Origin of the sequence: Enterococcus montenegrensis (assembly GCF_029983095.1) — a bacterium.
GTDB lineage: Bacteria > Bacillota > Bacilli > Lactobacillales > Enterococcaceae > Enterococcus_C > Enterococcus_C montenegrensis.
The window spans coordinates 1258106-1272377 of record NZ_CP120467.1 but is presented as its reverse complement, the minus strand read 5'-3'; the positions used below and the strand labels follow the sequence as shown (position 1 = coordinate 1272377).

14 protein-coding genes and 1 other annotated feature are annotated in these 14272 nt (G+C 37.6%); of the genes, 3 read left to right on the top strand and 11 right to left on the bottom strand.

Features of this window, described 5'->3' with window-relative positions; all coding sequences use genetic code 11:
• Nucleotides 1-130: 130 nt before the first annotated feature.
• Nucleotides 131-1048, top strand: coding sequence for a mechanosensitive ion channel family protein (locus P3T75_RS06235; protein WP_282462489.1), 918 nt, complete (start codon nucleotides 131-133; stop codon nucleotides 1046-1048).
• 98 nt (nucleotides 1049-1146) lie between these two features.
• On the opposite strand, the gene cbpB is transcribed toward P3T75_RS06235, so the two are convergent.
• The 8 genes from cbpB to P3T75_RS06195 form a co-directional block, all read right to left on the bottom strand.
• Nucleotides 1147-1644 carry a cyclic-di-AMP-binding protein CbpB gene (cbpB, locus tag P3T75_RS06230; RefSeq protein ID WP_206902704.1) on the bottom strand — a complete coding sequence of 166 codons (498 nt, stop codon included), beginning with the start codon at nucleotides 1642-1644 and terminating at the stop codon, nucleotides 1147-1149.
• 98 nt (nucleotides 1645-1742) lie between these two features.
• Entirely contained in the window at nucleotides 1743-2255 is a 513-nt protein-coding gene (locus P3T75_RS06225; protein WP_282462488.1) for a metallophosphoesterase, read from the bottom strand.
• 44 nt (nucleotides 2256-2299) lie between these two features.
• Nucleotides 2300-3646 carry a ribonuclease PH gene (rph, locus tag P3T75_RS06220; protein ID WP_206902702.1) on the bottom strand — a complete coding sequence of 449 codons (1347 nt, stop codon included), beginning with the start codon at nucleotides 3644-3646 and terminating at the stop codon, nucleotides 2300-2302.
• Between the two features lie 4 nt (nucleotides 3647-3650).
• Nucleotides 3651-4463 carry a glutamate racemase gene (racE, locus tag P3T75_RS06215; RefSeq protein ID WP_282462487.1) on the bottom strand — a complete coding sequence of 271 codons (813 nt, stop codon included), beginning with the start codon at nucleotides 4461-4463 and terminating at the stop codon, nucleotides 3651-3653.
• A 233-nt stretch (nucleotides 4464-4696) separates the two neighbouring features.
• Nucleotides 4697-5353, bottom strand: coding sequence for an amino acid ABC transporter permease (locus P3T75_RS06210; RefSeq protein WP_206902700.1), 657 nt, complete (start codon nucleotides 5351-5353; stop codon nucleotides 4697-4699).
• Between the two features lie 15 nt (nucleotides 5354-5368).
• Nucleotides 5369-6016 (bottom strand): amino acid ABC transporter permease, encoded by a 648-nt coding sequence (locus tag P3T75_RS06205; RefSeq protein WP_206902699.1) that lies wholly within the window; start codon nucleotides 6014-6016, stop codon nucleotides 5369-5371.
• A gap of 12 nt (nucleotides 6017-6028) precedes the next feature.
• Nucleotides 6029-6835: a transporter substrate-binding domain-containing protein gene (locus P3T75_RS06200; RefSeq protein ID WP_206902698.1), complete on the bottom strand. Its 807-nt coding sequence runs from the start codon at nucleotides 6833-6835 to the stop codon at nucleotides 6029-6031.
• A 51-nt stretch (nucleotides 6836-6886) separates the two neighbouring features.
• Nucleotides 6887-7624 carry an amino acid ABC transporter ATP-binding protein gene (locus P3T75_RS06195; protein WP_277988633.1) on the bottom strand — a complete coding sequence of 246 codons (738 nt, stop codon included), beginning with the start codon at nucleotides 7622-7624 and terminating at the stop codon, nucleotides 6887-6889.
• A 339-nt stretch (nucleotides 7625-7963) separates the two neighbouring features.
• Here P3T75_RS06195 and trpS point away from each other — a divergent pair, with 339 nt between their 5' ends.
• Both trpS and P3T75_RS06185 read left to right on the top strand, forming a co-directional pair.
• On the top strand, nucleotides 7964-8974 hold the full coding sequence (gene trpS / locus P3T75_RS06190; protein ID WP_206902697.1) for a tryptophan--tRNA ligase: 1011 nt from the start codon (nucleotides 7964-7966) through the stop codon (nucleotides 8972-8974).
• 389 nt (nucleotides 8975-9363) lie between these two features.
• Entirely contained in the window at nucleotides 9364-10032 is a 669-nt protein-coding gene (locus P3T75_RS06185) for a YoaK family protein (RefSeq protein WP_230710721.1), read from the top strand.
• Between the two features lie 80 nt (nucleotides 10033-10112).
• Here the strand turns inward: P3T75_RS06185 and pheT are convergent, their stop codons facing one another.
• The 3 genes from pheT to P3T75_RS06170 all read right to left on the bottom strand — a co-directional run bounded on the left by pheT (nucleotide 10113) and on the right by P3T75_RS06170 (nucleotide 14262).
• The gene (gene pheT, locus P3T75_RS06180; RefSeq protein WP_282462486.1) at nucleotides 10113-12530 is read right to left on the bottom strand and encodes a phenylalanine--tRNA ligase subunit beta; all 2418 of its coding nucleotides are present in this window, start codon (nucleotides 12528-12530) and stop codon (nucleotides 10113-10115) included.
• 6 nt (nucleotides 12531-12536) lie between these two features.
• The gene (pheS, locus tag P3T75_RS06175; RefSeq protein ID WP_206902694.1) at nucleotides 12537-13580 is read right to left on the bottom strand and encodes a phenylalanine--tRNA ligase subunit alpha; all 1044 of its coding nucleotides are present in this window, start codon (nucleotides 13578-13580) and stop codon (nucleotides 12537-12539) included.
• Between the two features lie 111 nt (nucleotides 13581-13691).
• Nucleotides 13692-13900 (bottom strand) — a binding site (T-box leader).
• 38 nt (nucleotides 13901-13938) lie between these two features.
• A complete protein-coding gene (locus tag P3T75_RS06170; protein ID WP_206902693.1) occupies nucleotides 13939-14262 on the bottom strand; it encodes a winged helix-turn-helix transcriptional regulator in 324 nt (107 codons plus the stop codon).
• Nucleotides 14263-14272 lie beyond the last annotated feature (10 nt).

Genomic DNA, 14272 nt, shown 5'->3' with positions numbered 1-14272 from the left:
ACTAAGCCAAACAATTAAAAAAATAAAAAACTGCCAGCAAATTGGCAGTTTTTTTATGCCCTTTTTGTTAAGATGAATAGTACAGAAGATTTATTAGAATCGGAACAACGAATTTTAAGGGAGGATTTTGATGTTACACATTGCAGCACAAACAACCGACTCTACCAGTTCAGGTATTACAGAGCCAGCAGTCCGACAATTGAATGCTTTTCAACGTTGGTGGGGAACTATCAATTGGGAGAATGTCACCGGATTGCTCATTTCAAAAGGACTAATGATTATCTTTTTGATCATTTTATTTAGCGTCTTATTGCGTCTTTGTGATTTTTTAGTAGAACGCAGCTATCAATCCTATCAAAAAAGACAAAAATTCAGCGAAAGCCGGATGAATACATTGAATACTTTAATCCGCAATGTCATTCATTACACATTAGGCTTTTTCTTCATCTATTCCCTACTTTCTACTCTTGGTGTTCCTGTTGGCTCACTACTAGCTGGGGCAGGAATTGCCGGTTTAGCTATTGGTCTTGGGGCACAGGGCTTCATGAATGATATTATTACCGGTTTTTTCATCATCATGGAACAGCAAATTGATGTAGGCGACTATATTATTTTAAGTAATTTAGCTATTGAAGGAACGGTTACTTCTGTCGGCATTCGCACGTTAGAACTACGCTCGGCTAATGGAACTGTTCACTTTATTCCCAACCGTAATATTACTACCATCAGTAATAATTCCCGCTCTAATATGCAAGTCATTGTCGATGTTCGAATTGACCCCAACGAAGGCTTAGATAAAATCAAAACTGCTATAAAACGTGCCAATGATCAAATTGCAAAAACCTATCAAGAAGAAATTCAAACCGAACCCACTATTTTCGGCTTGGTTGATTTAGGCAATAGTAATTATGCGATTCGCACTACTTTTTATGTTTTAAATGGTCAACAGTTCAAAATAAAAGAAGATCTGTTAACAGCCGCCATTAATGAATTAAATGCAGCTAACCTATCCATTCCTGCAACACCAATTTTACCTGCAGCAAAATAAGTTTCAAATTAATCGATTCTAACTACGTTTTTAAAACAACAACCCGTCAACAATGCCTAATCAGACATTGTTGACGGGTTATTGTTAACTTTCCGTCTTTAAATGACAAAGAGTTTATCTTTCTTTTTTTCTGTCTTATCCACCAATTCATATCGCTTTTCTAGTTCATGAACCAAATGATTCGTAGCTTTTAAAACTTCTTTGCGGGTAATAATTCCCACAAAAATGCGTTCACTGTTTACAATTGGTAAAAAAGCATTATTCACTAAGAGATGTAAAATATCTTCTAGATCAGCATCTTCTCTGGCATAATCTACGCCAATTTCCATCACGTCTGCCACCGTTAACCCTGCTAGATTATCGGTATCAATTCTTCTTAAATCAATCATTTTTCCGACTATATCATTTAAGCCGATTAAACCGACAAAACGATCATCTTTATCTAAAACCGGAATTTTTGAATAGCCGACTTTTGATAAAACTAACAATGCGTGATCTAACGGATTGGAATACATTAAAGATGCAACGTTTTCTGCTGGTACTAAAAAATTATCTTGATTTTCTAACAAAAGTTCTTGGACAGTGGTTCCTATCAAATTGATTGCCTCCATTTCCACCCAACATACAACCTTATTGTACAAAAAATTGTAAGGGGAAACATCTTGTCTTACGCGCCTTATGAAAATCTTACAGATTACTTTTTAAAGTGGAAATGCAAATCACTAACGGCTGCATGGGTGCGGTCGTAATATTGCACTTCCCAACTATCAACTGAACTTTCGATAATCGCATAGCTTTGAATTTGAATGGGACCTCTTGGTTGTGAGATACTACCCGGATTCAAATACAAACATCCCTTAACTGCTTCGCAACCAATTTGATGCGTATGACCAAAAAGGCAAATATCAGCATTTTCGGCTTTAGCCTCTAAAGAAATCTGGGTTAAGCCAAAGCGAACATTAGATAAATGTCCGTGGGTCATATAAATCGTGTCTAGGGGTGTCTTCATAACTAAACGGGACTTAAAACCAGGATCAAAATCACAGTTGCCTGTCACGACATTGTAAGTTTGAAACAATTCATCATTACTTGGTAACTCTGAATCCCCACAATGAAAGAAATAATCCACTTCATCACGGCGACGCTGCAAAATATCAACTAAAATTTCACGATCCCCGTGATTATCACTGACTACTAAATATTTCATATTGCGCTCCTCTTGTTTGTTTTGAAAAACTTTAAAAAGATTTTTTATCCTTCTAACCATGTCTGCCAACTCTTTTGCAGTTTTTTCAGTGCTTGCCCACGATGACTAATCGCATTTTTTTCAGCAGCACTTAATTCGGCAGCTGTCTTTTTCATCCCTTGAGGAATAAATAGCGGGTCATAACCAAAGCCATGATCGCCTCTTGGAATTCGACCAATTTTCCCTGGCCAGTCAGCCGAAACGACCAGACTTTCTTTTTTAGGGGCAGCAAAAACCAAAGTGCAGTGAAAATGCGCATTTCTATCTTCATCGGGAACATTGGTTAATTCATGTAACAATTTAGCATTGTTGGCTGCATCACTTTTCATTTCACCGGCAAAACGAGCTGAATAGACACCTGGCATACCATTTAAGGAGTCGACTGCTAAGCCAGAATCATCTGCTAGCACAGGGCGATTTAATAATTGCGCAATTGTTTCAGCCTTTAATCGCGCATTTTCTTCAAAAGTGTGCCCGGTTTCTTCTACTTCAGGAATTTCCGGGTAGTCTAATAATGTTTTAACTTGATAGTCGCTAAAAAGGGCTTCAAATTCCTTTGCTTTACCGGGATTTTTAGTGGCAATTACAATTGATTTGGCATCGTCTTTTGCAAGGACATTTTCAAGTTCAGCGTTTCCTAATAGCGCTTCTTTTTGAAAGGCAACCAAATCATGAATTGCCTGTTTTGCATAAACTAGCATTTCATTTAATTCTTCACCGTTAAAAGTACTTTCTTCACCGGTTCCTTGTAGCTCGACAAATTGCCCACTTTCTGTCATCACAACATTCATATCAACACAAGCTTTAAAATCTTCACTATAATCCAAGTCCGTGACACAAGTGCCATCGGCTAAAATGCCCACGCTAATTGCAGCTAAATGTTCTTTAATCGGATCTTCCGTTAGTTCATTTTTTTGAAGCAGCTTATTTACTGCTAGACGTAAAGCAACAAAGGCACCCGTAATACTTGTGGTTCTAGTGCCGCCATCGGCTTGTAAAACGTCACAGTCAACGATAATACTCCGTTCTCCCAGCTTTTCTAAATCCACAACTGCACGTAACGAACGGGCAATGAGACGTTGAATTTCCATCGTTCGACCAGAAAGTTTGCCTTTGGCACTTTCACGGCGATTGCGAGTTTGGGTCGCGCGAGGCAACATACTATATTCCGCATTTACCCAACCTTTGCCAGTACCTTTTAAAAAAGGTGGCACTCGCTCTTCAATTGTGGCAGAACATACAACTTGTGTATCACCAAATGAAATCATCACTGAACCTTCTGGATGTTTAAATACATTGGTTTTAATTGTTACGGGGCGAATTTGTTGTACCCCACGTCCGTCATGTCTCATTTTATTAATCCCCTTCTAAATCTACATGTTTTGATTTTACCGAAATATTGTCTAACCATTCATTGGCAATCTCATCAAACATTTTAGTTGAACCCGTCGTATAAAATTCATAGTTTGGCGTTTTATTGTCAATGCTATTGGCAATTTCAAAATAATCTAACAAAACACTAACTTCTCCTACTGTTTCCGCACCAGAGTCAATTAAATGCACCTGACTGCCCACCACGTTTTGAATAATCGGCCGCAATAAAGGATAATGTGTACAGCCTAAAATTAAGGTATCCATCCCGCTATATTGCAAAGGTAATAATGTTTCAGCGACCACTTTTTTTGCTACGGGTGATAAAAATTGATTACTTTCCACCAAGGAGACAAATTTGGGACAAGCTAAACTATATACTTTAACATTTGGCATTTTGCTTTGAATTGCCTTTTGATAAGAAGCGCTTTTAATGGTCCCTTCTGTTCCGATCACAGCAACCTGATGATTTTGGGTAGTTTTCACAGCCGCCCTAGTTCCCGGTAGAATAACACCGACTACTGGAATAGCGATCTCTTGGCGAATAACATCTAAAGCAACCGCAGTAGCGGTGTTACAAGCAATTACGAGTAATTTGATATTTTTTTGAACCAAAAATTGTGTCATCTGTCTTGTAAATTCAATTACCTGATCAGCGGGCCTTGGACCATAAGGACAACGCGCGGTGTCACCAAGATAAATCAAGTTTTCATTTGGTAATTGTTTTAATGCTTCTTTTAAAACGGTCAATCCGCCCACACCGGAATCAATTAGACCGATTGCGTGCTTATTTCCCATACTCTTCATCCTTTGATGTTTGAAATAAGCAAGATATTTCAAACTGGTTTATTTCATTCCAATGTCTCTATTTTCGCTTTTTTTAAGTTTTTTTTCAAGTCCTGTCTCTTTGCCCGCCAAAAAGCCATTTAAGTTTTCTAAAAATAGCAGCAACTTATTTTGCGACAAAAAATCCAGTCTTCTTTTCTTAAGCGTTAAAGTTCACTTAAGAAAAAAAGACTGGCAATGAAGACTTAATAATTATATTGTCTTGTTTCCAAATATTTTGAAACAAGGGACAATGCGTAACAGACGATAAAATATGCAATTGTCATCGCCAAGAACATTGGTAAAACATAATTTTCATTTTGACCGTAAATAATCTTAGCATTATGTGTCAGCTCAGGTAATGAAATAATTACGGCCAAGGAAGTATCTTTAATCAAAGAAATTAACTGACTAACAATTGCAGGGATCATTGATTTGAACGCCTGAGGAATAACAATCGACCGCATTGTCTCAACATAGGTTAGACCGGTGGATAGCCCTGCTTCCATCTGACCTTTTGGAACTGCATTTAACCCCGCCCGAAAAACCTCTGACAGCATCGCAGATTCAAAAATAGTCAATGCCACCACAGCTGACCAGAAAATATCAAAGCGGATACCAATTTGCGGCAAAGCAAAATACGTGAAGAAAATAATGAGTAACAACGGTAAATTTCGAATAACATCAATCACTATCCCCAAAATTTTGGATAAAAATGGGATATTACTAAAACGAATCACGCCGATAAAGCCACCAACAATAAAGCTAAAAATAATCGATAGCACCGAAACTTCAACCGTTACTCGTAACCCATCCATTAAAAAACGCATATTAACAAATGAAAATGCATCAAAAAAGTTCATTTAATCCGCTCCTTTCTAGCCTGTTATGGCCCATTTTTTCTCTAAGTGATTCATTAAGTATGAAAGTGGCAATGTTAAAACCAAATAAAATAGTGCAACAATGATATACGTATCAAAAGTATTAAACGTCGTGCTGGCAATCAGGTCCCCTTGATACATCAAATCAAGACCAGCTACCATTGCCAAGACAGAAGAGTTTTTCACTAAATTAATAAACTGATTGCCTAATGGCGGCACTACGATTTTGAAAGCTTGTGGTAACACAATGTAGCGCATCGTTTGACTATAAGTTAGGCCTTGTGAAAGTCCCGCTTCTGTCTGTCCGCTTGGCACCGTTTGAATACCAGAACGTACCGTTTCGGCAATAAAAGCTGATGTATAAATAATCAAACCAATCGTCCCGGCTTGAAATCCATCAATTTGCACCCAATATAGCGGAACTACGACAAAGAAAAACATCGCAATAATCAATAATGGAATATTCCGGAAAAACTCAACATAAGCCTGTGCCAAAAATTTTATCACGCGATTGCTGGACAATTGTAAAATTGCCATTAACGTACCGATAATCAGGCTAAAGAAAAGGGCAATTATACTGGAATAAATTGTAAATTTGAACCCTTCAAAAAACATACCGCTGTATTCTTGAAATAATGTCAGCATAACTGGCCTCCTTTATTTTACTTTCCCAGTGTTGTCATTTGGGAACCACTTGCTATAAATTTCATCATACGTGCCATCTTGATGCATTTCATCTAGTGCTTTATTTACTTCTTTTAAAAAGTTGTCTTGACCTTTATTAATGGCAATACCATATGGTTCTTCTGTAAATGTACTACCCGTTAATTTATAGTTTTTATTTTCAGAGGCCATCCCCAACAAGATAGCATTATCAGTCGTCATAGCATCGCCTTGTCCTGACTGTAAAGCAGTGAAAGCTTCGGCATAATTTTCCAACTCCAAAATTTTAGCATCTGGAGCATGTTGCCGAATATTCACGGCAGACGTGGAACCTTTAACTGCTAGTACTGTATCATCACCAGTTAAACTATCCACTCCGGTAATTTTACTATCTTTTGGTACCAGTAAAGATTGGCCAGCATCAAAATAGACTTGGGAAAAATTCACTTGTTTTTTACGTTCTTCTGTAATCGTCATAGTAGCAATAATCGCATCGATATTTCCGTTTTTTAACAAGGGAATCCGAGTTTTAGAAGTTACTTCCACAAAAATTGCATTGCCGTCCCGTCCAAGAATTTTTTCTGTGATAGCTCTGGCAATATCAATATCAAACCCCTTTACTTCATTGGTTGTGACATCCATCATACCAAACAGACGGGTATCATATTTTACGCCCCAAATAATCTGGTTGTTTTCTTTACTAACTTTTGAAATATCTTGGTCTGCAACGCTCTTCCCACAACCACTTAATATAAGCAGTACTGCTGCAAGCCCAAACACAAATGAAAAGATTTTTTTCATTAACTTTCCTCCGATCCTTACGATTGCAAAACAAACAAAACCAAAACAATATTAATGATTGATAACTTTACTGATAAATTGTTTTGCTCGGTCCGTTTTCGGATTATTAAAGAAGTTCTCAACGTCGCGACTTTCTTCAACCACTTCACCATCAGCCATGAAGACGACCCGGTCAGCCACTTCTTTGGCAAAGCCCATTTCATGGGTAACTACAATCATGGACATTCCATCTTTGGCGATTTTTTTCATGACATTTAGCACATCACCAATCATTTCTGGATCCAATGCTGAGGTCGGTTCATCAAACAAAAGCATTTGTGGCTGCATTGCAAGACCACGGGCAATAGCAACACGTTGTTGTTGTCCGCCAGATAACATTGACGGATAAGAATCCTTTTTATCTAACATTCCGACACGATCTAACAAGCGTTCTGCAAGGGCGATGGCATCTTGTTCATTTTGTTTCAAAACTTTAATGGGAGCTAATGTAATATTTTCTAACACTGTCTTGTTGGGATATAAATTAAAGTGTTGAAAAACCATCCCGATGTTTTTTCTGATTTCTGTCAGTTTACTATTTTTGCTGTAAAGATCGTGGTCATTTATCAATAAATGACCAGAAGAAATACGTTCTAAACCGTTGATACAGCGCAGCATCGTACTTTTTCCTGAGCCAGAAGGTCCGATAACCACGACTACTTCACCTTTTTCGAAATTTAAATTAATATTTTTTAGCGCATGGAATTTACCGTAGTATTTTTCCACGTTTTGAAATTCGATCATAGACATTGGCGTCACTCCTGTTTTAAGTTTAAAATCTATTGATGTTTTAGTTTAAGTAGTATTATAAGCAAATTAAAAAACGTTTGTAAAGTTTTTTCGCAAAAAAAATTAGAATTGACTAACTTTTCTGACAATAACAACGGAGAATTTTGAGAACTTTCCTGACATAGAGATGTAAGTTGTATGCGTTTTCCAATTCTAAAAAACTACTTTTCAGCTATTTTCTTATTTTCCCAGTTTTACTTTTCAATTTCCAGTTATTTGCCTTTTTGGCAGTTGCCGGAAAGTTTAAAAAAAGGTACACTGACATATGTGAGAATAGAATTTAGAAAAAGGTGACAACTCTTGAAAAATACCATTTTAACAGGGGATCGCCCCACTGGCAGATTACACTTAGGCCATTATGTCGGTTCATTAAAAAAACGCGTGGAAATGCAAGCAGATCCCAACAACGAACTTTATATCATGATTGCAGATATGCAGGCTTTAACGGATAATGCTAAAAATCCAGAAAAAGTTTCTTCCAATGTTTTGGAAGTGGCCTTGGATTATTTGGCCGTAGGTTTAGATCCAAGTAAGACAACCCTTTTTATCCAATCGCAAATTCCGCAATTAGCAGAACTAACCATGTACTTTTTGAATCTCGTTTCTGTTGGACGGGTCCGTCGTAACCCAACAGTCAAAAGTGAAATCGAGCAAAAGAATTTCGGCGAAGGTGTACCAACAGGATTTTTCATTTATCCAGTTTCCCAAGCAGCCGATATTACAGCTTTCAAAGCCAACCTTGTTCCTGTTGGCGAGGACCAAAAACCAATGTTAGAACAAACACAAGAAATTGTTCATAGCTTTAACAATATCTACAAACCTGTTTTAGTTGAACCAAAAGCTGTTTTACCGCCAAAAGGAATGGGACGACTACCAGGGATTGACGGCAATGGCAAAATGAGTAAATCCTTAGGTAACGGAATTTATATCGCAGATTCTGCCGATGTAATCAAAAAGAAAGTTATGAGTATGTACACAGATCCCAATCACATCCATGTGGAAGACCCTGGCCAAGTTGAAGGCAATATGGTTTTCACCTATTTAGATGTTTTTGGCACCGATAAAGAATATATTGCAAAATTAAAAGATAACTATCGTCGCGGCGGTTTGGGCGATGTCAAAATCAAACGTTATTTGATTGATGTTTTAGAAGCAGAATTTGCGCCAATCCGAACCAAACGGGAAGAATTAGCAAAAGACCCTGCTGCTATTATGGAAATTTTGCAAAAAGGCTCCCAACAAGCAGAAATGGTTGCTGCCCAAACATTAGCGCAAGTCAAAGAAGCAATGGGCATTGCTTATTTCAGCTAAAATACTTTTTGTCGACTGTACTATAAAAAACATCTAAAATTTCTACATGGTTAAATTGTTTTACAAAAGATTATCCATGTCTAGCTTTGCAAAAGCACTTTACTTACAATAAATAAATATTAAACATTTGCGACGCAATGTTTAAATATTTCGTTCTTATTGTTCAAAAGTTAAGTACCTCTGCAAAGCCTTTTTTATTTTTTGCCTTGTAGACGCATAAATTTCTCAGCAAAAAGTACAGATTTTAATTTTCCCTTTGAACTTTTCTGCTTTCAAATTTAGATCGTATCACTTTTATTTCACCAATTTTTTCTAAGTCAAATCAGTTGTCAAATGCCCGAAGTGGGGCTAAATTTAATATGTATGGCAAAGATAATGAGGTGATAAAAATGAAGGATAAAGAATATCCTTTACACGAACGATTGATCATTGGTGTTTTTTTAGCCGCCGCAGCTGGTGGTTTAGATGCCTATACTTACCTTTTTCACGGTGAAGTTTTTGCAGGTCTACAAACAGGGAATTTCATTTTATTAGGTTTAAATCTAGGTCACGGTAATTTTGGAGCATTGCTTCGGTTTATTGTGCCGATTAGTGCTTTTTTTATCGGTAGTGTTGCCACACGTTTTTTGCAACATCACTTAAAAGATGAAACCAGTTTACGCAGTCGGCAAAAATTAGTCTTAGTTATTGAAATTATTTTAATGCTCCTTACTGCTTTTTTATCTCCTTATATTTCTGATAAACTGGCTAGTGCATTACTTTCTTTTGCTGCGGCTGCGCAGTTACAAGAATTCCGTAAACTTCATGCTGGACCTTTTACCTCTTTGATGATGACGGGAAATTTACGTACCTTAGGGGAAACATCTTGGGATGCCTTTATTCATCACGATAAAAAAGCTAAAGCCAAATTCAATGATACTGCTATTGTTATTTTAAGTTTTGTTACTGGCGCTACTTTAAATAGCCTTTTAGGCAATCGCTTAGGCACAGCTACAATTATCGTGTCAGCAGTTGTCCTAGTAATCCCACTGTTTATCCTCCACACTAAAGAGAATTAAAAAATACGCGTCTCTCATCGAACAAACTAATGAGAGCCGCGTATTTTTTATTCATAATCCTAAACTTTTCCAACCGATAATTAACGAATTTCCGCTGCTAATTCTTCCGTCAAGTTTTTCGTTACTTTTTCCATCGCCTTATTAATTTCCTCATCTGTCAAGGTTGCTTCTGGATTGACAAATGTTAAACTATAGGCCAATGATTTAGAACCTGCTTTGATGTTTGTGCCTTGGTATACATCAAACAACGTAACTTTATTTAAAAACTTGCCAGCAGCAGCTTTAATTGCCGCCACAACGTCTTGATTGGCAACCTCTTCACTTACTACCATGGCGATATCGCGACTTACTGCCGGGAATTTAGAAACTGCTTGATACACAAGTGGTGTCTTTTCGGCAGCTAATAGCGCAGCTAAGTTCAACTCTGCTACAAAAGTTGCCCCAATATCATAAGCTTTGGCAATTGTCGGATGAACTTGACCAACAAAACCAATCTTATCATCGCCTAAATAAATTTCAGCAGTTTGGCCAGGATGCATTTCTTTCATAGCCGACGTTTTCACGTAAGAAATATCTTTGGCACCTAAAGTTATTAGGAGCATTTCAACAATACCTTTTGCTAAAAAGAAATCAACTTTTTTTCCAGCTTGCTGCCAATCTTTGGTTTGCCATAAGCCAGCTAACGCAAAAGCAACATGATTTTCTTCTAGCGGCAAGTTTTTTAAAGGATCACTGTCTTGATAAAAGACACGACCAATTTCATAAAGGGCGATCTGCTCGTTTTTACGGGCCGTGTTGTAGGCAACATCGTCTAGTAAGCCGCTGATTAAGTTCATGCGTAAAACTGCCCGATCTTCTGTCATTGGCCAATCCAAACGAGTAATGTTACTTTCACGCATCATAAATTGACGAGATTTTTCTTCTGTTGTCAAAGCATAACTAATTGCTTCGGTTACACCTGCACCTTCTAAAGCACTACGCACTTCTCGTGTTTTTAGTTGTTCTTTGGTTAATGCACCTGCAACAGTCTCACCACTTGGTAAGGTACTTGGAATTTTATCATAGCCGTAAATACGGGCAACTTCTTCAATGATATCTGCTTCAATGTGGATATCCCAACGTCGCGGTGGAATTGTCACTGAAAATTCTTCATCACTTTCTGTGTATGAAAATTGTAACGCGTTAAAAACTGCACCTACTTCTGATACACTTAAATTCGTTCCCAACGAACGATTAATTTTAGCCAAAGTAATCTTTACTTCTTCGTCTTTTACTGCGACTGTTGACCCAACTACAGCATCTTTTAAAACAGTGCCGCCAGCAAGTTTAGCAATCATAGCAGCAGCTACTTCACAGGCTTCGTTAATATCACCTTTATTAATGCCTTTTTCAAAACGGGCAGAAGATTCACTGCGCAAATTGAATTGTTTTGATGTTAAACGAATTGACAATGGATCAAATAGTGCCGCTTCTAATGCTACGGTGGTTGTTTGCTCTGTAATTTCAGAATCTAAGCCACCCATCACACCAGCTAAAGCTACCGGTTTTACCCCATTTGTAATCACGATGTTTTCTGGCGTTAATTTTCGCTCTTCACCATCTAAGGTCACAAGCGTTTCTCCTTCATTGGCACGACGAACTAAAATCTCTTGACTATCTAATTTCCCATAGTCAAAGGCATGTAACGGTTGACCAAATAAAAGCAAAATGTAATTGGTAATGTCCACAACGTTATTAATTGGACGAATACCTTCATTCATTAAACGATTTTGCAACCATTGTGGTGATGGCGCAATCTTCACATTTTCTATAATCCGAATTTGATAAGCCGGTGCATCTTTTTCATCTGTCACCACGACTTTAATTTTGTCACGAGCAGCTGTACTTTCTTCAATCAATTCTTCATTTTCAAAGTGCGGTTTTTGATTATAAATAGCCCCCACTTCATAGGCAACACCTCTGATAGATAAGGCATCGGCACGATTTGGTGTGATGGATAATTCGATGATGCTGTCATCTAAATCCAAATAAGGAAAAACAGACTCGCCCACAACTGCAGCTTGTGGTAAATAATAAATACCGTCAGCAAATTCTTTTGGTACGACATTTTCAGAAATACCTAGTTCTTGTAAAGAACAAATCATACCATTTGAAACTTCACCGCGCATTTTTCCTTTTTTAATTTTCACATTGCCGGCAATCCGTGCTCCTGGCAGTGCCACAATAACCTTAATACCTTCTTTGACATTAGGTGCACCACAAACAATTTGAGACAATTCTTCTTCACCAATATCCACTTGGCAAATAGACAAATGATCAGAGTTAGGATGCGGAACACACTTTTCTACTTTCCCTACGACAATTTTCTTTAACCCTGCTGCAGGGACTTCAATACCTTCTACTTCAATGCCGGTTACAGACATTTTATCTCCTAATTCTTTGGGAGAAATTTGAGTAAGGTCTAAATATTCATTTAACCATTTATAAGAAACTAACATAAATTTTTACTCTCCTTTGAATTGACTTAAAAAGCGCAAGTCATTTTGATAGAAGTTCCGAATATCATTCACACCGTAACGCAACATTGCGACACGATCTGGGCCAATCCCAAATGCAAACCCAGCATATTCTTCTGGATCAATTCCAGACATTTTTAAGACGTCAGGATGCACCATACCCGCTCCTAGAATTTCGATCCAACCTGTATATTTGCAGACATTGCAACCTGCACCACCACATTTAAAACAACTAACATCGACTTCAACAGAAGGTTCCGTGAAAGGAAAATAACTTGGGCGTAAACGAATTTTACGATCTTCCCCAAACATTTTTTGCATCATTACTTCCAAAGTACCTTTTAAATCTCCCATCGTTACATGTTTATCGACAACTAAGCCTTCAATTTGATGGAATTGATGGCTATGCGTGGCATCATCGGTATCCCGACGGAAAACTTTTCCTGGTGAAATCATGCGTAGTGGTCCTTTAGAAAAATCGTGTTTTTCCATCGTCCGCGCTTGTACTGGCGAAGTGTGGGTTCTGATTAAAATATCTTCTGAAATATAAAACGTGTCTTGCATATCTCTGGCTGGATGATCCTTTGGTAAATTCATCCGTTCAAAGTTATAATGGTCACTTTCAACTTCATAACCTTCTACAACTTGGTAGCCCATGCCAACAAAGATATCTTCAATCTCTTCCATAATTTGTGTTAACACATGACGATTTCCTTTTTGAACTTGTTGTCCTGGTAACGTTACATCAATGCTTTCTTTCGCTAAAGCAGCGGTTAGTGCAGCTTCTTCTAATACTTGTTTTCTTTCTTCAAGTGCGCGTGTTAACTCATCGCGAATTTCATTGGCAAAACTTCCGACTTTAGGACGTTCTTCTGCCGATAAATCTTTCATTCCCCGCAAAACTTCTGTAATTGGGCCTTTTTTTCCAAGTGTTTCCACTCTAATTTGATTTAACGCCTGTAAATCATTGACGTTGTCAATTTTTTCCATGGTTTCATTTTTCAATGATTCCAATTTGGCTTGTAAAGACATACTTGTTCCTCCTTAATTAAAAAAGTTCAACTTTACCCCATTCATTACTTGGAATTTAAAATGCGGTAGCTGGACTTTTGGCTTTAACGATAAAAAAAAGACCTCATTCCCTAAAGGAACGAGGTCTCGCGATACCATCCTAATTCGTCAAAATATGACGCACTTAATTTTAATAACGATTGCTAGACAACCGGCCTGGCTTTCACCAAGCAAGCTAGGAAGTGAATTTCATTTTTCGATTGCGGCCCCTGCTTTCAGTCTATGACAGGACTCCCTTTTTCCGAATCAGCCAAATTACTTGTTTCCATCATTGCTTTTTATCCAATTGTATTTAGTGTACAAAACTTTTGGCTGAAAATCAACTGCATTCTGCAGCATCGATCCATTTGTTGCCCCAATCTTTGACTGCAATCAAACTGGTTTCTAAATCATGGCCTTTTGCTGTTAATTGATATAAATTATCTTCTTTGGCGACAATTCCCTCAGCATCTAACTCCCGCAAACGTTCAACCAATACGCGATCACTTACTTCGGGAATTTTATTTGCCAAATCAACAAAACGTTGGGCCCCATCTTCTAATAAAACATCGAGAATCAAACCGTTCCATTTTTTTCCCAAAATCGAAAAAGCTTTTTCAAATTTTGGACACAAACAAAATTCTGTTTCTACAACTTGTTCCACTTTCGGTCAC

Coding starts and splice junctions, on each gene's coding strand:
- P3T75_RS06235 (WP_282462489.1), top strand. CDS start 131: ATGTTACACATTGCAGCACAAACAACCGACTCTACCAGTTCAGGTATT.
- P3T75_RS06225 (WP_282462488.1), bottom strand. CDS start 2,255: ATGAAATATTTAGTAGTCAGTGATAATCACGGGGATCGTGAAATTTTA.
- rph (WP_206902702.1), bottom strand. CDS start 3,646: ATGAGACATGACGGACGTGGGGTACAACAAATTCGCCCCGTAACAATT.
- racE (WP_282462487.1), bottom strand. CDS start 4,463: ATGGGAAATAAGCACGCAATCGGTCTAATTGATTCCGGTGTGGGCGGA.
- P3T75_RS06210 (WP_206902700.1), bottom strand. CDS start 5,353: ATGAACTTTTTTGATGCATTTTCATTTGTTAATATGCGTTTTTTAATG.
- P3T75_RS06205 (WP_206902699.1), bottom strand. CDS start 6,016: ATGCTGACATTATTTCAAGAATACAGCGGTATGTTTTTTGAAGGGTTC.
- P3T75_RS06200 (WP_206902698.1), bottom strand. CDS start 6,835: ATGAAAAAAATCTTTTCATTTGTGTTTGGGCTTGCAGCAGTACTGCTT.
- P3T75_RS06195 (WP_277988633.1), bottom strand. CDS start 7,624: ATGTCTATGATCGAATTTCAAAACGTGGAAAAATACTACGGTAAATTC.
- P3T75_RS06185 (WP_230710721.1), top strand. CDS start 9,364: ATGAAGGATAAAGAATATCCTTTACACGAACGATTGATCATTGGTGTT.
- pheT (WP_282462486.1), bottom strand. CDS start 12,530: ATGTTAGTTTCTTATAAATGGTTAAATGAATATTTAGACCTTACTCAA.
- pheS (WP_206902694.1), bottom strand. CDS start 13,580: ATGTCTTTACAAGCCAAATTGGAATCATTGAAAAATGAAACCATGGAA.